Source organism: Streptomyces sp. NPDC026246 (assembly GCF_055567995.1).
Window position 1 is genome coordinate 166,223 of sequence record NZ_JBVHPJ010000014.1, and the last position, 19,938, is coordinate 186,160.

Here is a 19,938-nt window from a genome sequence, read left to right on the forward strand (position 1 = left end):
CGCCGCTGGCCAGGGCCTGGCAACGGATTTCGCCCCTGAACGCGCCGGGGCCCGCATCGAGGGGGAACGACGCGGGCCCGACAGACGAACGGCCCCTCGAAAGGGGCCGATCGGGTGAGGTGGTTACTGCGTAGGGGGCGGCGGCGGGGTCCGGTCCTCGGGGTGACCGGGCTGGGGCTGGGGCTGCGGCGCGGGGGCGCCGGGGTGTCCCGGCTGTCCCGGCTGTCCCGGCTGCGGGTAGCCGTAGCCGGGCTGCGGGGGAGTGGCGGGCGGCTGGCCGGGGTTCGGCTGTTGCGGGTAGGGCTGCCCGGGCTGTGGCGGCTGGGGCTGCCGGCCCGGTTGCCCCGGCTGCCCCGGTTGTCCCGGCTGGGCGTAGGGCTGTTGCGGTGCGGCCTGCGGGTAGGGCTGGCCGGGCTGGGCCGGGGGCTGCCCCGGGTGGGCGTACGGCTGGCCGGGGTGGTGCGGGTACGGCTGGCCGGGGTGGGGCTGTTGCTGCGGTTGCGGGTACGCGGACTGCCCGGGGAAGGGCGCCTGACCCGGGACCTGACCGGGCAGCTGGTGGCCGGGCATGTGCTGGCCCGGCTGCGTCTGCCGGCCCGGCAGGGGAGGGGCGGCGACCGGCGGCGGGTTGCCGTCGGAGGTCCACAGCCCGTGCGACTGCTGGTGCCGGACGAAGTCCTCGGCGACCATCGCGGCGAGGTTGAAGTACGCCTCACGCACCTTCGGCCGCATCATGTCGAGGTCGACCTCGGCACCGGCGGCGAGGTGCTCGTCGAACGGCACGACGATCACGCCCCTGCAGCGCGTCTCGAAGTGCGACACGATGTCGTCGACCTTGATCATCTTCCCGGTCTCGCGCACACCGGAGATGACGGTGATGGACCGCGAGACGAGGTCGGCGTAGCCGTGCGCGGACAGCCAGTCCAGGGTCGTGCTCGCGCTGCTCGCCCCGTCCACCGACGGCGTGGAGATGATGATGAGCTGGTCGGCGAGGTCGAGTACACCGCGCATGGCGCTGTACAGCAGGCCCGTTCCCGAGTCGGTCAGGATCACCGGGTACTGCTTGCCGAGCACGTCGATCGCGCGCCGGTAGTCCTCGTCGTTGAACGTCGTGGACACGGCCGGGTCGACGTCGTTGGCGATGATCTCCAGCCCCGACGGGGCCTGGGAGGTGAACCGCCGGATGTCCATGTACGAGTTGAGGTACGGGATCGCCTGGACGAGGTCGCGGATGGTCGCCCCGGTCTCCCGCCGCACGCGGCGCCCGAGGGTGCCCGCGTCCGGGTTGGCGTCGATCGCCAGGATCTTGTCCTGCCGCTCGGTGGCCAGGGTCGAGCCGAGGGCGGTGGTGGTGGTCGTCTTGCCGACACCGCCCTTGAGGCTGATCACCGCGATCCGGTAGCAGGACAGCACGGGCGTGCGGATCAGCTCGAGCTTGCGCTGCCGCTCGGCCTCCTCCTTCTTCCCGCCGAGCTTGAAGCGCCCGCCGCCGCCCACCGGGCGGCTGCTCTTCGCCTTCTGCCGCTTGCTGTTGAGTAGCCGGTCGGACGACAGCTCGACGGCGGCCGTGTAACCGAGCGGCGCGGCCCCGGGGTTGGTCGGCTGCCGCTGGTCGTGCTGGATCGGCTGCGGCCAGGCGGCACCCGTGCGCGGGTCGACGGGGGGCTGCGGCTGCCCGGCGCCTTCCTGCTGCTGGGGCGGCTGGGCCTGCGGCGGGACGCCCGGGTGGGGGAAGCCGTAGCCGCCCTGGGCATCGGGGCCGGGGACGGGTGCGGCAGGGGTGCCTGGCTGGGGCCGGCCGGCGGCAGGGGGCTGGGCGCCGGGGTGGGGGAAGCCGTAGCCGTCCTGGGGGCCTGGAGTGCCGGGGTGCGGGAAGCCGTAACCGCCCTGCGGACCGGGACCGGGACCGGGACCGGGCGAGGCGGGGGCGGCCTGCTGCGGGAAGCCGTAACCGCCGGGCTGCGGTGCGGGCTGCGCCGACGGCTGGTGCGGTGGCACGGGAGCGGGCTGCTGGTTCCAGGCGGCGGGCGCCGGCTGCGGAGCCTGGGGCGGCTGGAACGGCGGCTGCCCCTGAGCCGCCGCCGGCTGGGACTGGGCGTTCGGGTCCACGGGGTGGGCCGGAGGCTGGACGGGCGGCTGGGGCTGAGCCGTCGGCTGGGAATGCGACTGCGCCGGCCACTGGCTCGCGGGCGCGGGAGCGGCCGGCTGGTACGACGGCGGCAGGGGCGGGACACCCTGGGGAGGCGGAGGCGTCCAGGAGGGCTGCCCGTCCGCGGCACCGGCGTCAGCGGCACCGGGCTGGGCGGCACCGGGCTCGGTGGCGGCAAGCTTCGTGGTGCCGGGCTGCGCATCACCCTGCGGCGCGTCGCTCCCGGGGCGGTCCTCGGACGGCGTGGCGTCGGACGGCACGTTGTCGGCGGGCTGGGCGGGCTCGGTGGGCTGGGCGGGCTCGGCGGAGGGCTCGGCAGGCCGGTCCTGTTCGCCTGCCTGTACGGCAGGGCCGTCAACGGGCCCGTTCACCGCGGAGGCCGCGTCGGCGGCGACGGCGTCCGCGTCGTCCGTCGCACCGCCGTCCGTGGATGCCGTCGCCGCGGGGGACTCGGCCACGGAGTCCGAGGTCTCACCGTCCTGCGGCGCGCCCGGCTCGATATCGGGCCCGGGCGTTCCGTCCGCCGAGGCCGGCTCAGTGTCCGCGGTGCCTGCGGTGCCTGCGGTGCCCGCGGTGCCTGCGGTGCCCGCGGTGCCTGCGGTGCCCGCGGTGCCTGTGTCCCGGGTCTCGCCGTCACGTGGAGGGGTGACGGCCTCCGGCGCGGACGTTCCGGTCGTCGTCCCGTCGGCCGACGGCGGGGCATCCGTGCCTTCACGGTCGCTCCGGTGCGCCTCGGGGGCCGGGTCCTCCGAGCTGGGGGATCCGGCGTCCGCCGCGGCGGCCCGCTCGGCCGCGATCTCCCGCTTCAGAGCGACCGCGGAGAAGCGCATGGTGGCGCCGCTCTCCAGATCACCGTTGCCGGGCTCCTCCTCGGCGGAGGCAGCGGGAACGGGGGGCGGGGCCGGGGTGGCCGGGACGGCCGGACCCGTCTCCGGTGCGGTCTGGGGTGGCCACTGCCCCTGCGGCGGCACACCCGGCTGCGCACCCTGCGGCTCGAACCCGCTGCCCGTCGGGAGCTTGGGGACCCCCGGGGGAGCCTCGGAGTCGGCGGACGGCACCGGCGGCACCGGCGGCACCGGCGGTGCGGCCGGCGTGAAGGGCGCACTCGGCGGCGGAAGAGGAGGAGTGAACGGAGCAGCGGGCGGCGTGAAAGGCACGCCGGGCGCCGGTACCTGCCCCGATGCGGCGGTGGGGGGAGAGGGCTGCCCGAACGGCTCGGCGGCAGGCGGAGAGGGCTGCCCGAACGGCTCGGCGGTCTGGTGCGGAGGCGTCGGACCGGCATGCGGCGGCACAGAATCCTCCGGCGCTGGGGGCGTCCCCGGCCCCGACGGACCACCAGGCACTCCGGGCTCTTGCGGTGCCGCCGCGAGACCACCGGACGTCTCCGGGCCCTGCCCGGACCCGGAACTCCCCGAGGCGTTCTGCGTGTACCAGGCGGGCGGCGCGTAGTCGATGGTGAACTCGCCCGTCATCTCCACTGCGGACTCCGCGTCGGGCTGGTCATCGCCGGGTGTCGCCCAGCCCCCGCGGTTCCCGTCCCGATCGCTGCTCACAGTGTTCCTCCTGGTGTGGTCGAGCACCCTCATGCCGTACTGGGGCGACCCTTGCTTCTGTCTGCTGTGTCGTCCGCGGTGGTTCGAACGACTCCGCGGGCGTCCGGGGCAGCACGGTGCATCGGCTCCCCCGCTCCTCCCCTGCAACACCGGCGCCGGGCCACGGGTCGTGACGTCGTGCCCGTCCCCAGCCTAATCACCACATGCCCCGCCCCGGCAGCCCCGCCCGTCCGCCGCCTCGGGCCCCGCAGGTCACAAAACGCACGGAACCGGAGGACTTTCACATCGCGCCGAGAACCCCATGAGCCGACGACGGCGACGAAACGGTCGGAAAGCCGCTTCGAGCCCCACGGACTTGACGCATGGACGGAACCGGCCCTCTCAGTCCATCCGCCGGGGCGTCCCCAGGAGCCCGATCTCCGCGTCCGTGGGCCGGGTCAGCACATAGCGACGGTCCCGGTCGGCGCACCACAGGGTCATCCCGTCGGCGAGGGTGGGCAGCGACTCCACCTGCTCAGCCGTGAGGGCCATGCTGCGGCCCAGTTCGGCGGCCTCGTCCGGGGAGACGCGCTGGATGCCGACGAGCCGCGCCTGCCGGAGGAGCCGGGGCGCCACCGGGCTCAGGTACGGCAGGAGTGTCAGCACCGATTGCCACGGCCCGGAGACGACCCGCCCGCGGGGCGGCCGCATGCCGCAGTCGCGCACGACCAGCACCGGGGTTCCGGCGGAGGCGCCCTGCGGCGGGACCCGCCCGACTTCGTGCACGGAAAGGCCGTTCTGCGCACCCCCCATGGCGTGCACCATCTGCTGCCACGCCTGCGGGCGGCCCGTCTCCACGGCGACGTGCGCGCCGGTGGCCGTGGCCCGCAACGCCAGCACCTGCGCGGTCCACAGGCCCCCGATGAGCACCACGTCGTACGGCGTCGGCCGGTTGACCCCGAGGACCGCCGGCTGCCCCGCGCCGTCCACACCGGCCACCACGCCGTCGTCCCCGAGGGGCAGGGCGAGGGCGTCCAGATGCTCGGCGCTGAGCGTGTGCCGCCCATGGCGGGGCCCGGCCAGTCCGAAGCCCTTGCGCAAGCGGTCGATGACCTGGCCGGCCGCCGAGGGAGTGCCCCCGGACCGGTCCGGGGCACCGGCGACGGCGCGCGCGCCACCGGTGACGCCGGCCGCCGTGCCGGTGGACAGCGGCGTACCCGGGGGTGCCGGCCGACCGGTGGAGGCCGGCGTACCGGCGGGCATCGGCGTACCGGAGGGTGTCGGAGCGGGATGCGTCACCGGGCACCTCCGAGGGGGAGGGTGGCGAGTACGCCGGGCAACTGCTCGCGGTCCAGTCTGGTCAGTCCCGCGCCGGTTCCCCGCGCGGCCTCCTCCAACGCCCGGCGTGCGGCCACGAGTTCGTCGTCGCTGCGGCCCGTCACCCGTACGTGTCCCGTCAACGCCAGCTCCTGGCCGTCGTTGTGCGCCAAGGTGAGACTGAAGGTCGTGGCCAGAGCGGGCACGGCCGTGAGCTGTGCGACGAACTGCGGCAGCGTCGGACCACCGGCGCCCGAGAGTCGCGGCCAGGAGCGGACCCAGTAGGTGGTGTGCCGGCGGTTGTCGCAGCGCCAGTTGCGCGGGGACTCCATGGTCCGCCGCTGACGCGCCTCGGTCCGCCCCGCCTCCGCCGTCACCAGCGGGTTGGCACACACGGACGTGGCCAGCGCGGCGACCAGCTCGTCCTCGTCCAGCACGGTGACGCGGAAACCGGCACCCGTCAGCCGGCTCGCCAGGTGGTGCGCCGCGCGGACGACGCACCGCTGCGCCCCTGCCGCCCCGCCGCCGCGCGCGGCCACGGCCTCCGGGCACAGCTCGGGGTCGAGCTTCAGCGCGACCCAGGTGATGCGCACCGCGGGTGTGCCCGTCTGCGCCTGCAGTGGCGCGTAGTTGGCCACGGCCACCGACTGCTGCGGCAGGTGCAGTGCGGGAGCGGGCTGGGTGTGCAGCACGACCTGGGCCGACTCCAGCGTGATCCCGTCCACCTCGAGGGCGTCGCGGATCAGCCCGAGCGGCAGCGGCTGACGGCCCCGCTCGGCGCGCAGCGCCGACGGGGCGGCCTCCACCTGCACCACCGCCGTCACGAACGTGCCGTCCCCGGCGATCCCGACCGGACGCCCGTCGCGCAGGCTGTACGACCCGGTGCGCAGGGCCGGTTCGCACTCCAGGGCCGGCACCAGGCCCGGCTCGGTCCCCGGCGGTATCTCCAGCGCGGCGGCACGCTTCTGCCGGTTCCGCAGCGCCCACGCGGTGGCGCACCAGTCCGGCACGGACCGCCCGCGACGCCGTACGAAAGCGAGCGCCAGCAGTCCCGCGGCGAGCACGGCGGCCACGACCAGGCCGACGGTGCCGACGACCCAGCCCACCAGCACGACCGCGGCGGCCAGTTCGACGAGGACGACCCGTTGCAGCCGGGACGAACCGCCGGGACCCCGGCGCAGGCGGAGCTGCGGTGCACCCGGCGCCGAAGCCGGCGTCACCGTCGCGGGCGTCCCCGGATCGGGCGCCGCGCCCGCCGCCGGGGAAGCCTGGGGGCGCCCGCGGCCAGGCGCGCGCACCCGTGTTGTGGAAGCCATCCCCGAGTCCCCCGATTTCCTCGCGTCGGCAGCAATGACGGCACCGCGCCGGGCTCTTGACGGTCCGGCTACCGTACCCGCTCCGGCAGCCCGCGCGATCACCAGGCATAGTAGGGGGCCGGTCTGACAGCGCAGGGCGGGGGACGACGACCTCCGAGGCCGACACGGGGAGAGACGGTCACTGATGGCATCACGGCGGGACGAGCTCAACGCCTACACGTTCGCGAAGCGGCGCCTGCTGGCGGCCTTCCTCCAGCCCTCCCCGTCCGGGACGGAAGAGGGAGCTCCGAAGCCGCTGAGAGCGGTCGTGCCGAGCCTCGTCGCCGGCGCCCTGACCCTGGCGGTCTTCGGCGCCTGGGGGATGTTCCAGCCCACAGCGCCCTCCGGGTGGGACAAGCCCGGCACCCGTGTGATCGTGGGCAAGCAGTCGACCACCCGGTACGTCGTGCTCAGGACGGACGGCACCACCCGGTTGCACCCCGTGCTGAACCTGGCCTCCGCCCGGCTGCTCATGAACGACGCGAGCTACCAGGTCATCCAGGTGAGTGACGACATCCTCGATGCCGGGAAGCCCCCGCGCGGACCGATCCTCGGCATCCCCTACGCACCCGACCGGCTGCCCTCGGCCGAGGAGGCCGGCAAGGCCAAGCGCTGGGCGGTCTGCGAGCAGCCCGGCGGCAAGGGCGACACCGTCCAGGAGGCCACGTTCGTCCTGGCGTCCGGGGAGGCGGCGAAGACGGACGGCCGCAACCGGCTGACCGGCGGGGACGCGTTGTACGTGAAGACCCGGACCGGCCAGCGGTACGTCGTCGCCTCCGGGGGCAGCGCCTACCCCGTGACGGGCACCGAGTCCGACCCGCTCACCGAGACGCTCGTCGGGTCGCGCGAGCCGCAGCTCGTCACCAAGGAGTGGCTGGCCACCCTGCACGCGGGCGACGCGATCGCCTTCCCGCGCCTGCCGTCCGGCGTAGGGTCCCCCGCGAACGTCCCGGGCGCCCTGTCGGACGACGAGAACCGCGTCGGGATGGTGCTGGAGACCGAGACGGGCGAGGGCACGAGGTTCTACGTCGTGCTGCCCGGCAAGGTGCAGCCCGTCAGCGAGTTCACCGCCTGGCTGCTGATCAACTCACCCGAGACCGCCCGGCTCGACATGAACGGCAAGGCCCGCAGCGTCGGTCTCCAGGACTTCACGGCCGACCCCGAGCCCTTCGAGGGCCAGCGCGCGAACTGGCCGGACCGCCGCCTCCACCAGGTCAACTCCGCCGCCGAGACCGGCCGCGACACGGTGTGCAGCGTCCTGCGCGCGGTGGACGAGGACGGCGGCACCACGCTGAGCACCTGGGCCGGCGAGGACTACCCGGCCCGGATCACCTCGGACGGCACCAGCACCTACGCCACGCCCGGAACCGGCCTGCTCTACACGCAGATCCAGGGGTCCGCCACGGACTCGGGCGCGCTCTTCCTCGTCACCGACACGGGTCTGCGCTACGCGGTGCAGGCCAACGGCGACAGCGACGCGGACAAGTCGGAGATCGGTGCCGACGGCGACCGAAAGCCGTCGGACGGAAGCCCGGAGCCGAGTGAGGCCCAGGTCAAACTCGGTTACCAGAACGTCCGGCCCGCCAAGGTGCCGCTGGTGTGGGCGGAGTTCCTGGCCAAGGGCCCGCGGCTCGACACCAACAGCGCCCGCCAGCCGCAGGGTTCGTGACCCGTGCCGTCCCGCCTCGACGGCGTGCCCTCCTGCCGGGCACCGAAGAACAGGAGTTCCGAACCGGTGCGGCCCACGAAGACCCTGCTGCTCACCGCGGCGCTCGCGCTCACCGCCCTGAGCGGCTGCACACCCGCGCCCGGCCCCGTCGCCCCCGCGCAGGACGGGCTCCGGGTGCCCGCGAGGCTGACGGGCAGCGGTGCCTGCACGTTCCCCAGCGAGCAGGAGTTCAAGGCGCGTCCCTGGCCGTTGCAACGCGTGCTGCTGGACGAGCTGTGGGAGGGCACCGAGAAGGGCAAGGGGGTGCGGGTCGCCGTCATCGACACCGGCGTCGACGACAAGAATCCGCAGCTGGCCGGCGCCGTCGACAAGGCGGCCGGGCAGGACCTGCTCGACGAGGGCGGGGACCCGACCAAGGACGAGGTGGGGCACGGCACCAAGGTGGCCGGCATCATCGCCGCCCGTCCCGCCGAGGGCACCGGGTTCGTCGGCCTCGCCCCGGCGGCCACCGTCATCCCCATCCGGCAGAACGACGCCGACAGCAACGGCGACTCGGACACGATGGCCCGGGCCATCGCCCACGCGGTCGCCCAGGACGCCGATGTCATCAACATCTCCCAGGACACCACCAAGCCGCTGTCCGGAGACTCCACGCTGGCCCGGGCCGTGCGCAAGGCCCTCGACGCAGAGGTGGTCGTGGTCGCGTCCGCGGGCAACGACGGCCTGGACGGCAAGCCCAAGGAGACGTACCCGGCCACCTTCGACGGCGTCCTCGCCGTCGCGTCCTCGGACCGGAACAACGAACGCGCGGCCTTCTCCCAGTCCGGCAGCTTCGTCGATGTCGCCGCGCCGGGTGTCGACATCGTCTCCACGGTCCCCGGTGGCGGGCAGTGCACCGACAGCGGTACGAGCTTCTCGGCCCCGTTCGTCGCCGGGGTGGCGGCCCTGCTGAAGGAGAAGCACCCGAGGTGGTCACCGGCGCAGATCGTCACGCAGATCGAGCGAACCGCCGAGCGGTCCGTCAACGGCCATGACGACTTCGTCGGCTGGGGCGTGGTCGACCCCGTCCGCGCCGTCCAGGAGTCCGACCTCGCCGACCCGCCGTCGTCGCCGGCCTCCGACCCGGGAATGGCCAGGGCCGAGGCGCCGGACGTGGCACCCTTCTCCCTGGCCGAGACCCCGGCGGAACGCGACGAGCGGTACGCCACCTACGCCTTGGGCGTCGCCGTGACCCTGGTCGTGGTGGTCACGGGTGCGGCCGTCGTTCTGCGCGATCTGCGCCGGCGCCGCCGCGGCGGATCCTGACGCACGGCGAGGGGGCGGTACGCCTCGTCAGGAGGCGGTGACGCCGCCGCCGGGAGCCGACTCCAGGTCGAACTCACCGTCGCGGGCCCCCAGGACGAATGCCCGCCACTCGGCCTCCGTGTACCGCAGCACGGTGTCCGGGTCGAGCGACGAGCGCATGGCCACGGCGCCGTGGGGGAGATACGCGATCTCCACGCGTTCCTCGTGCGCCTCCGTTCCCGGAGCGCAATGCCACTCCACACCGGAGATGTCGAGCCCGTACAGCTCGTCCCGCTCCCGCTCCTTGCGTGCTTTGACGTCCTCGTCCGGCACACCGGCCATGGCGGAGATCCCTTCGACTGCTCAGCAACGATCGCCAGTCACCTTACTGGCCACGAACTGACCCTGGCCCGCTTTGCAGTTGGAACCCTCGAACCGAGTGACTAGAGTGCCTCCAGGTGCCACAAGTGTGGTACCGCACGGGGGCGGTGCGACGCTGCGACCACGCGTCGCGCGGGAGTCGGAGCGGTTCTTGCCCGCCAGGCGGTGTTTCTACAGGAGGGCAAGAGACCATGAGCGTCGATTACAGCGATCAGGACCTGACAGACCTCGCCGACAAGATCCGAGACTTCCACCGGGACGTGAGCAGCCGCGTGACCTCGCTCAACACCGTGGTGGACATGATCCAGGCGGGCTGGCAGGGCGCCGCGGGCAAGGAGTTCGACGCCGTGCAGCGCGGTGTGAACCAGCACCTGAGGAAGCTGCAGGACAACCTCGTCGACCTCGAGGACGTCATGCGGATGAGCGTCAAGGGCTTCAGCGAGCACGAGCAGTCGCGCGTCTCGGAGATCCGCAAGGTGGACAACTCGTACCAGGTCTCCAGCCGCATCACCGACCTCGCCTGACCAGCGCCCAACGCCATCGAGGAGTACGCACCATGAGTGTCAACTACGACCGCACCGCCGTCAATTACGACACGGTCACCCAGGCCGCGATCGACGTCCGCAAGACCGCGCGCGAGCTGAACGAGGGTCTCGAGACCCTCATGCGCAAGGTCAAGGCCGTCGCCGAGACCTGGGAGGGCGAGGCGAAGACCGCCTACGGCGAGATCCAGCGCAGCAGCAGCACGGAGATGGACCAGATGTGCCAGAAGCTGGCCCGCATCGCCCAGCTCCTGGACGACTCGGTCCTCGGCTACCAGGACACGGACAAGGGCAACGCGGCCCGCTTCCGCATGCTGATGAGCTGACACAGGGCGCATCGCGCCGAACGGGGAGGGGGCGAGCCGGCTTCGGGCCGCCGCCCCTTCCGCACATGTGCACTCGACCACACACCGCCCGGCGCGTCCGCAGGGCGTCGGGCCGAGCGCGTGTGCGAGCTTTGACGACAAGCGTGCGAACGGGGGCGGCGCCGCCATGGTGACGACCAGTGATGCCGGTGAGGCGCAAGACGACAGGCCGCAGCAGGAATCGGCCGATCTGGTGGAGGCATTGAAGGGGGCGAAGCGCGGGAGAGTGTCCCCACAGGACGTCTTCCACGCGTTCCTGCGCAGCCGTCTTTACTGCGAACGCCCGGAGAAGCCGGGCTTCCTGGCGGTCGCGGCCCCCGAGTCCGAAGCCGCCCAGCGGCGTTCACGCATTCTCGACCTCGCCACCGAACCCGCGGCCGGCCTCGCGCCGACTCGTCTGGTTCCGGTGTTCACGTCACTGGACCAGTTCGAGCAGTTCACCGGCGGGGGTGCCTGGTTCTCCACGACAGGCGCCGACCTCCTCGACCTCCTCCCGCCGGAGCTCGACGTGTGGCTCGACCCGACCGCCGAGCACACGGTGCGCCTCTCCACGGCTGCCACTGCCGTGGAACCCGTCCTGCACATCTCGTACGAGCCCCGGGGGAGCGCGGCATGAGCGACACGCAGGGGTGGCTCATACCCCGCGGAGCGGACGGCGGTGAGTTCAAGTGGGAGGTCCAGTTCCTCCAGTCGATAGCCCGACCGCTCGAGGAGTCCACGGCGGCGGCCCGGAAGATCTCCGGGGAGCGAGCCGAGCAACGGCTGGACAACGTCTTCCAGATCACCGAGGACACGACGGGGGACGGTGAGGTCACCCAGGCGGTCAACGACTTCCTCGACAAGTGGTGCCACGGCCTGGGCTGCATCGCCGACGACGCCGACATGATCGTCTCCGCGCTCAGCGCCACGATCAACGACTTCCTGGTGACCGAGACGAAGACCAAGTACAAGGCCATGATGCTCGAGCGGCAGCAGCAGTTCGAGGACGACCACCCGGTCACCAACTGGCTGGAGGGACACGGGATCGCCGAGAAGCGCACCGAGTTCCGCGCCCGCATGGAGCCGGTGGACCACGGGGGCCAGGCCCAAGGCCGGCACCAGGCTGAGAAGTAGAGGCAGGAGCAGGAACACCCAGCATGACGGAGAAACGGTTCCTCTTTCGCCGTACATGGATCGGCCCAGAAGACACCGTCCAGGACTGGATACCGGGCAGGCCTTCCGAACTGGACCGGCTGATCAAGAAACTCGGCGGTGCGGCCGCCCACTTCGGCGAAGGCGCCGAGAACCTGCGCAAACTCGACACCGACCCTTGGCAAGGTGAGGCCGCCGAGGAGTTCCGCAAGACGGTCAAGAAGCTGCCCAAGGATCTCGAGGGCGCCATGGACGCCTTCGTCGAGGCAGGCGTCGCCGTACTCGCCTATCGCGAAGTACTCGATGGAGCTCAGCGCCTCACCCGACAGATCCTCGATCACGAGGCCCCCGTCGCCCGGGACCTGTCCCGCCAATACGCCAAGGCCGTAGACGGCTACAACGCCGCGATCAAGGCCGGTGAGACGACGCTGCCCACCCGGCCCCCGGAGGCCGACCCGGGCAGAACCGCGATGGCGGAACTGGTCGAGCGGATCAACACCGCGAAGGGCGAGGTCACCGAGGCGGCCACTGCCGCGAAGCAGAAGCTGAACAAGGCCGCCGAGACGGCTCCCAAGAGGCCGAGCGGCTGGCAGCGCATGAAGGACGGCGCGAAGGAAGGCTGGGACGACCTGGTCGAGTTCGGCCTCGCCGTCAACCCGGGCAGGCTGTTGACCGAGCCGAAGGCCTACGTCCACGACGCGGGCATGGTGCTGGACGGTGGTGTCGGCGCGGTCAGAGACCCGGTGGGCTTCTCGAAGGACGTCTACCAGGGTGCCTCCAACACCTGGGACGAGTTCCAGCGGGACCCGGTCCGCATGCTCGGCTACCTGGCCCCGAGCGTGGCCGGGGGCGCGGCCATGCGTGGGGCCGGCGCCTTGGGCCGCCGCATGGACGGCCCGAACGGTCTGGGCAAGCCGACGGGCCTGGGCACGGCCGGCTCCCACCTCGACGACAGCGAACCGGGCACCCACAGCGACAACAGCCCACCGGCCCATCACGACCCCACCGACCCCGTCAATCTCGCCACCGGCAAGATGTACCTGCCGCAGACGGACGTGGCCCTGCCCGGCGCGCTGCCCCTGGTGTTCCGGCGCCGCGCGGAGTCCGGCTACCGCGCCGGCCGCTGGTTCGGCCCGTCCTGGGTCTCCACCGTGGACCAGCGCCTGGAGATCGAGCCCGAGCGCATCGTCCTCGTCGACGAGGACGGACTGCTCCTCGCCTACCCGCACCCGGAGCCGGGCGAGAGCACCCTCCCGACGGAGGGCCCCCGCTGGCCCCTGCACATCACGGACGAGGGCTCCTACACCGTCACCGATCCCTTCACCGGAATCGTCCGGCATTTCGCGCCGCAGACGGGCGATTACTCCCTCCTGCAGCACATCACCGAGCGCAACGACCACCGCATCACCGTCGAGTACGACGCCTCCGGCGCCCCCACCGCGCTCACCCACAGCGCGGGCCACCACATCCGGATCACCACCCAGGACGACCGGGTCACCGCACTGCACCTGGCCGGTGCGGCCCCGGACGGCACCGACCAGGAGTTGATCCGTTACGGCTACTCGGAGACGGGCGACCTCACCGAGGTGATCAACTCCTCGGGCCGTCCCCTGCGCTTCACCTACGACGCGGCCGGCCGCATCACCTCCTGGACCGACACCAACGACCGCGGCTACACCTACGAGTACGACGACCGCGACCGCTGCATCGCCGAGGGCGGAACGCACGGCCACATGAGCCTGCGCCTCCACTACGGGGAGCGGGACCCGGAAACCGGCCTGCGCACCACCACGGCCACCACCGGTTCCGGCCACGTCCGCCTCTACTCCGTCAACCGCTGGTCCCAGATCGTGGCGGAGACCGACCCGCTCGGCGCGATCACCCGCTTCGAACGCGACTCCCACAACCGTCTGCTGTCCCGCACCGACCCCCTCGGGCACACCACCCGCTTCACCTACGACGAGGCGGGCGATCTCATCTCGATCGTCCGCCCGGACGGACGCCGGTCGGAGGTCGACCACAACGCCCTCCACCTCCCCACGGCGATCCGGAACACGGACGGCACCACCGTCCACCAGACCTACGACGAGCGCGGCAACAGAACCTCCGTCACCGACGCTGCCGGCCACACCACCCGCTTCCTCCACGATGACCAGGGCCACCTGATGGCCGTGATCGACCCTCTCGGTCACAGGACTGCGGTTGATTGCGACGACGCCGGCCTCCCGGTCCGTATCACCGACCCTCTGGGTGGGGTCACGACCTACGAACGCGACGCCTTCGGCCGCCCGGTCCTCCATACGGACCCGACAGGTGCGGTGACCCGCTTCGAGTGGACGGTGGAAGGCCGCCTCGCCCGCCGCACGGCCGCCGACGGCACCACCGAGTCATGGACCTACGACGGCGAGGGCAACTGCACGACGCACACCGACCAACTCGGCGGCACCACGCAGTTCGAGTACACGCACTTCGACCTCCTGACGGCCCGCACGGGCCCGGACGGCGTGCGCTACGAATTCGCCCACGACTCGGAACTGAACCTCACCAGGGTCACCAACCCGCAGGGCCTGACCTGGGACTACACCTACGATCCGGCTGGCCGCCTGGCCACGGAGACCGACTTCGACGACCGGGTGCTGACCTATACGTACGACGCGGCGGGCCGCCTCACCTCTCGCAGCAACGCGCTGGGCCAGACCCTCTCGTACGAGCGCAACACGCTCGGCCAGGTCACCACGAAGCACTCGCCCGACGGACGTACGACCTACACCTACGACGTCACCGACCAGCTGGCCGAGGCCAACGGGCCCGACGGCACGACCCTGACCATCGAGCGGGACGCGTACGGCCGAGTCCTCTCAGAAACAGTCGACGGCCGTCCCCTCACCTACAACTATGACGCCCTGGGCAGGCGTACGGCCCGCACGACCCCCGCCGGCGCGACGACCACCTGGTCCTACGACGCGACAGGCCGCCGTACGGCCATGACGGCCTCGGGCCGCACCATCGACTTCACCTACGACCCGGCGGGAAGGGAACTGACCCGCCGCATCACCGACGTACTCACCCTCGAGCATGCTTTCGACCCCTTGGGCCGACTGACGGCCCAGACGGTACTGAGCAGCCGCCCTCGCGACGATGAGCCTCTCCAGCACCGCGCGTACACGTACCGACCGGACGGCAACCTGACCCGCATCGAAGACCGGCTGTCCGGTCCTCGCCGCTTCGACCTGGACGCGACGGGTCGAGTGACGGCCGTGCATGCGGCGAACTGGACGGAGCGATACGCCTACGACGAGGCCGGCAACCAGACCGAGGCCTCCTGGCCGACGTCTCACCCGGGTCAGGAAGCCACGGGTGACCGTACCTACACAGGCACCCGCCTCACCCGAGCCGGCCGTGTCCGCTACGAACACGACGCTCTGGGCCGCACCACCCTCCGCCAGAAGTCCCGCCTGTCCCGCAAGCCGGACACCTGGCGCTACACATGGGACGCGGAAGACCGCCTGACCTCGGTCACCACCCCCGACGGCACACGCTGGCGCTACACCTACGACCCACTGGGCCGCCGGACCGCCAAGCTCCGCTTGGCGGAAGACGGTGAAACGGTCGCCGAACGCGTCCACTTCACGTGGGACGGCACCACTCTCTGCGAACAGACGACGACATCGCCGGCGCTCCCCAACCCGGTCACCCTGACGTGGGACCACAAGGGCCTCCACCCGATCGCCCAGACGGAACGCATCACCGCGGCGGACGCGCCCCAGCAGGAGATCGACTCCCGCTTCTTCGCCATAGTCACCGATCTGGTCGGCACTCCGACGGAACTCGTCGACGAGCAGGGTGACATCGCCTGGCACACCCGAAGCACTCTGTGGGGCTCGACGACCTGGTCGGCCTCCAGCACGACCTACACACCCCTACGCTTCCCAGGCCAGTACTTCGACCCGGAAACGGGACTGCACTACAACTATTTCCGGCACTATGACCCGGAGACGGCGCGGTATCTCACCAGTGATCCACTCGGCTTGGCGCCAGCCGTAAACCCGGCTTCTTATGTCCACAACCCACACCGTTGGACCGACCCGCTTGGCCTCGCACCCTGCACTTCGGCAAGATCAGGTGCGGACTACATGGAGGACAGTGGTATCCCGGCAGGCGCGCCGGTCACTCATGGCGTAACCGGTACCCTCATCGGGGAGGACGGTGCGAGTGTCCGCAACTTCCAGAACGTGCTAAACGCGGGCGAGCACGACGTAATCACTCACGGTTCACGCGATGGGTTCCTCGAGTTCCCAGACGGCAATGTGAATGGTGGGCAAATCGTCGATGCGGTAACGAATAATCCAAATTATCTTGGAGGTGCACTCCGGCTGCTGGTGTGTCATTCTGGATCGGATGGTTCCGGAATAGCTCAGCAAATAGCAAATGAAATGGGGGTGACTGTGCGGGCGCCTACTGACAAAGTGGGAACCAACCCTGTTTTGGGGCCCGGACAGATTCCGCAGATTGCCAGCGAAGGATACTGGAGGATTTTCCTCCCAATCGTAGGGCGAAACTGATGAGATTTATCGGCTTTTATCGGGAATTGGCGAGTGGAAGCCCAGGAGTATATGGTGAGAGCATGCCGTCGCCGGGTTCCGGGGTGAACTATCCTAGTGTCGAGGTCAGCAGGTACCTCAGGTGCGGACATCCGATTCTCGATGTCATGGAACTGACCACCGATGCGATCGGTAAGGTCTTCCGAGTGCCTGGAGGCTCTTCAGTCTTGACCGACGGCCAGTTCGTATGGCGCCTTGACCTGGCTGCTTATGTGCAACACTACGCACTCGAATTGCCCAAAGACTTTCTGGACTTCATGGGCACTCACAGCTATCGCGTTCCAGATGTTGAACAGGCAAGCTTGGTGCAAATCTCACAGGAAGTCAGTCGCAAGCTGAATTTCCGCACTGATCCGGCGGCCGGTTCGCGCGCGAGCGAGACGGGTGAACTCCGATGAATGATCGGATGGCTGCGAGATCGCCGGATTGTGAATGTGCTTCTCCCAGGCACAGTACGGGCGCGTCGGGCTGCTGCCGGGGCGGCAGCGGCTAGTTGCCCGGCTGGCGTCCCGGGCAACGTGCGGCGGCTGCGATCTGGGGGGTCAAGGCTGACGCCGATGCGGCTCTCCGTGCTACACATGCGGCGCGCCGCGTCGAATTATGTGGGGGCGGATCGGCTTCTAGCCGTCCTTTCCGCACATGCAGCTCTCCTACGCATTGGCCGACGGGTCCTCGTGGCGTTTCGTCGAGGGTGCTTGGTTGAGTGAGGGAATCACTTTGTCGGCAAAGGGCTCATAGTGTTCGGCGCCGGGAACGTAATGGCGTTGTCGCACTTTAGTAGGTCGGCCATCTCGGAAGCTGAGCGGAAAAGCGTGCGAAGCCGTGAGTGCACTGAAAGGTTCAGATGCTCGTAGATGCTTCCTATTACGAACAGAGGGCTACGACGGCCGTCTACCTCGCAAGGAAAGACTACGTCAGCACTTTCGGCTTCGACTGTTGCTTGCATTTTCCCATCGAGTACGTAGGCCTTGAACGAGCTATAGCTACGCTTCGCGCTCTCGTCGAACAGTCGCTCACGGCCCGGTTTGAAGGTGATGCTAAACCCCTTATCCCATCCGCTAGTGCCATCGATCGTCAAATTGCATGCATATGCGAGATGGTCCTCGTTCAGTATGATTTCGGCAGCGGCTGGATGAGAGAACTGAGAATCAGATCCCTTCACGTACAAGGACGCGAAATCCTCACTCTTCTCTGCTTCTCTCATAGCGGCACTGTCCAGTACGTCGCCGCAAGCTTGGTTTACGGCTTCCCTGCCGTGCAGGACTCCATCACCTCCGCAAGCCGCACAAAGGATAACCATCAGCGTTGTGGGGAACAGCCAGGGCTTGTATCGCATCAGCGGCGACCTCCATCGGTGCGATTGGCGTTGTTGGCGCCGCGATCGTAGGCGTTCAGGACGCTTTCTGTGTAATCCTGGCCGTTGTGCTGCTGCATATGAATCAGTGCTGGCGTAGTTGCCCGCAACTGGCCTAGCTGTGCAAATCGACTCTCCGACATTCGATTCTTGTCCGAGAGGTCAACCTCCTTTTCTTTAGTTTCACGGTCAATCTCAATGCCCCATTGTGTTTCGACGGCGCCACTGACACCCTCGACCAGGGTGGGAACAACAAATGCAGCCGCTGCCGCAGTGGTTGGCCCGGCCAGCGGGAGGAGAACCAGCCCTGTCGCCAGCCCTGCACCCTGACTGATCCCGAACTTCTTCCACTCTGCCGACTCGGCGAGCTTATCGTTTATCTTGTCTGTCTGATCGCCGAACTGTTTGTCCACGTAAGAGAGTCTGGCCTCATCAAGAATGCCATGAACATGGCCACCATTCGTGAGGACTTTGCGGGCCACCTCAGCATCATTGTGGTAGGCATCCAGTGCGCCAAGTGTGAACGCTTGCTGTGCCGAGGACAGGATCTTATATCCTCCCTCATGCTGAGCGATATTGTATAGGTAGTTGCTTGCAGTCTCGTAGGAAAGACTCAAATGACCAGGACCCGTGTATTGATAAATCCCATCGCGTCCTGCCGAAGATCCCCTGCCTCCTTCGTCCATGGCAGACCAATTCAAATCGTCCATATATCCTGCCGCCATTCGGGCTAGACTATCGCCGATTCCAGGTCGATCATTCACGAATTCTATATCTTCGGACACGCCGACTACGATCTGTTCCATGATGTTGGCGGTGCGGTTGTCGCGCACCACAATGCCGTTGGAAGCATCGTAGGGCACACCGAGCGTAGCGGCTTCGAGGGCATGGCCAAACTCATCATAGCCGTAACCTCGATTGTCTTCGGCGAAGGGATTGGCGTTGGGCCACTCGCGATTCAGTAGATGCTGTAGATGTGGATCTCGTTTATCATCGTCCCAATTCTTAGAGAAAAAGAGATCCTTCGCTGCCTCTGGGTTATGCCCCAATGCTTCTAGGTAGCCGGCCATCGGATCCATGCCTTGGTCGTTCCCGGAGCCGAAGTTTAGGAAGGGGGAGGGGTTGCCGTCCGCTCGCCAGAGTTCGTTCGGCTTCTGGTCCTTGTGCTCCTTCTCGTATCCGATCAGTTTCTCGCCGTAGGCATTGAGGAAATCGGTGTCGTAATTCCCGTAGCGCATCAGGCTGCTCATCACCTGGAAGCCGTATGGCCCGTCCTGGGTGACTCCGCGCTTCATGTCCAGGTACTTGACCTGCTCGCTCCCCAGCGCGATGACGTCGTGCTTCCACTTATTCATGGCCTTGCTGTCCGAGTGCGAGGCCGTGGCAAGCGTGTAGCTCAGTGACTTCTGGATGGATGCGGACGCCTTCGTGTGCGCATCGCCCGTCTGTACACGGTCAGCGATGCGAGTCCAGAGCTCAAGCGTGCCGGCAGCGCCCAGGCGGGTGGCGAACTTCTCGGCGAAGTAGGGGTCCCCTTCGTGGCGGGCCATCAACTGGTTGATGCGACGAAGGGTTGCAAGGTCCAAGGGCTCGTCGGCTCCAGCCAGGGCCAGCTTGCTCTTGTCCCCGATGAGCTGCTCGAGCTCTTTGAGATCCTGGTCAGCCTTTTCCCGTCCCTTTTTGGCGCCCGCGATGCTGCCGTAGCTGTTGGGATTAAAACCCTTGCCTCGCCCATTGACATCCTGAGTGAGCGCCCAGGAGAGCGCGTCATCCGCCTCCTGCGCCGCATCGATCGCAGATCGGATGCTCTCTCTGTAGGCTCTGAGAGTGTCCTGGTAACTCTTGTTCAGCGCGCCGATGTGTTCGGTCGGGGTGCCTTTGGGCGGATCGAGGTAGACGTCTCCGCTCGCATTGATCGACACGTAGTCATCGGAGTCGATGTCGCGCTTGAGTCTTCGCAGCTTGGCCTGGGAACGGGTGAAGACCTCGTGCGCATCGTCCAGTAGCTTGTGAATATCCGTGGCTTCATCCGCTGCGGCGGTGAGCTGCTTGCCCACGATTTCGACCTTGTCGAGAGCGGCTTTAGCCGCGGCACCCTGCCAATTGGATCCTTCGAGGTCCTTCTGGACGGTGTTGCCGTACTGCGTGTGTACCTTCCGGAACTCGCCGGGGAGTTTGCGCCACTTGTCCACGGCGTCGGACAGTGCCGTGAAATCTGCCTCGAGAAGCGTCTGGTAGTCGAGCATCATTCCTCGTTC

The 19,938-nt window shown here is 69.1% G+C and carries 14 protein-coding genes; 8 read left to right on the plus strand and 6 right to left on the minus strand.

The features are described from left to right. Positions 1-123 precede the first annotated feature (123 nt). The 3 genes from ACZ4M5_RS29515 to eccE form a co-directional block, all read right to left on the minus strand. Positions 124-3,735 carry an SCO5717 family growth-regulating ATPase gene (locus ACZ4M5_RS29515; protein ID WP_467741205.1) on the minus strand — a complete coding sequence of 1,204 codons (3,612 nt, stop codon included), beginning with the start codon at positions 3,733-3,735 and terminating at the stop codon, positions 124-126. Between the two features lie 348 nt (positions 3,736-4,083). Continuing rightward, complete coding sequence (locus tag ACZ4M5_RS29520) at positions 4,084-4,944, minus strand: hypothetical protein (protein ID WP_467741207.1); 861 nt, start codon at positions 4,942-4,944, stop codon at positions 4,084-4,086. Positions 4,945-4,976: 32 nt separating this feature from the next. Beyond that, positions 4,977-6,314, minus strand: coding sequence for a type VII secretion protein EccE (gene eccE, locus ACZ4M5_RS29525; protein ID WP_467741210.1), 1,338 nt, complete (start codon positions 6,312-6,314; stop codon positions 4,977-4,979). Between the two features lie 184 nt (positions 6,315-6,498). On the opposite strand from eccE, the gene eccB reads away from it, so the two are divergent. Beyond that, positions 6,499-8,022, plus strand: coding sequence for a type VII secretion protein EccB (gene eccB / locus ACZ4M5_RS29530; protein WP_467741214.1), 1,524 nt, complete (start codon positions 6,499-6,501; stop codon positions 8,020-8,022). A gap of 66 nt (positions 8,023-8,088) precedes the next feature. Further along, a complete protein-coding gene (mycP, locus tag ACZ4M5_RS29535; RefSeq protein ID WP_467741216.1) occupies positions 8,089-9,327 on the plus strand; it encodes a type VII secretion-associated serine protease mycosin in 1,239 nt (412 codons plus the stop codon). Positions 9,328-9,354: 27 nt separating this feature from the next. On the opposite strand, the gene ACZ4M5_RS29540 is transcribed toward mycP, so the two are convergent. Then, positions 9,355-9,648: a DUF397 domain-containing protein gene (locus tag ACZ4M5_RS29540; protein WP_369193426.1), complete on the minus strand. Its 294-nt coding sequence runs from the start codon at positions 9,646-9,648 to the stop codon at positions 9,355-9,357. 230 nt (positions 9,649-9,878) lie between these two features. Between ACZ4M5_RS29540 and ACZ4M5_RS29545 the strand changes: the two genes are divergently transcribed. The 6 genes from ACZ4M5_RS29545 (at position 9,879) to ACZ4M5_RS29570 (ending at position 16,724) form a co-directional block, all read left to right on the plus strand. After that, on the plus strand, positions 9,879-10,211 hold the full coding sequence (locus tag ACZ4M5_RS29545) for a WXG100 family type VII secretion target (protein ID WP_369193425.1): 333 nt from the start codon (positions 9,879-9,881) through the stop codon (positions 10,209-10,211). 32 nt (positions 10,212-10,243) lie between these two features. Then, a complete protein-coding gene (locus ACZ4M5_RS29550; protein ID WP_369193424.1) occupies positions 10,244-10,555 on the plus strand; it encodes a WXG100 family type VII secretion target in 312 nt (103 codons plus the stop codon). A gap of 166 nt (positions 10,556-10,721) precedes the next feature. Next, positions 10,722-11,210, plus strand: coding sequence for an SseB family protein (locus tag ACZ4M5_RS29555; protein WP_467741219.1), 489 nt, complete (start codon positions 10,722-10,724; stop codon positions 11,208-11,210). Continuing rightward, positions 11,207-11,707: a hypothetical protein gene (locus tag ACZ4M5_RS29560; RefSeq protein ID WP_467741221.1), complete on the plus strand. Its 501-nt coding sequence runs from the start codon at positions 11,207-11,209 to the stop codon at positions 11,705-11,707. The genes ACZ4M5_RS29555 and ACZ4M5_RS29560 overlap by 4 nt, the downstream gene beginning before the upstream one ends. Before the next feature lie 23 nt (positions 11,708-11,730). Next, complete coding sequence (locus ACZ4M5_RS29565; protein ID WP_467741223.1) at positions 11,731-16,287, plus strand: putative T7SS-secreted protein; 4,557 nt, start codon at positions 11,731-11,733, stop codon at positions 16,285-16,287. Positions 16,288-16,433: 146 nt separating this feature from the next. Next, positions 16,434-16,724, plus strand: coding sequence for a hypothetical protein (locus tag ACZ4M5_RS29570; RefSeq protein ID WP_467741225.1), 291 nt, complete (start codon positions 16,434-16,436; stop codon positions 16,722-16,724). Between the two features lie 314 nt (positions 16,725-17,038). Here the strand turns inward: ACZ4M5_RS29570 and ACZ4M5_RS29575 are convergent, their stop codons facing one another. Both ACZ4M5_RS29575 and ACZ4M5_RS29580 read right to left on the minus strand, forming a co-directional pair. Continuing rightward, the gene (locus ACZ4M5_RS29575; RefSeq protein ID WP_467741227.1) at positions 17,039-17,662 is read right to left on the minus strand and encodes a hypothetical protein; all 624 of its coding nucleotides are present in this window, start codon (positions 17,660-17,662) and stop codon (positions 17,039-17,041) included. Then, positions 17,662-19,929 (minus strand): DUF6571 family protein, encoded by a 2,268-nt coding sequence (locus tag ACZ4M5_RS29580; RefSeq protein ID WP_467741229.1) that lies wholly within the window; start codon positions 19,927-19,929, stop codon positions 17,662-17,664. The genes ACZ4M5_RS29575 and ACZ4M5_RS29580 overlap by 1 nt, the downstream gene beginning before the upstream one ends. Positions 19,930-19,938 lie beyond the last annotated feature (9 nt).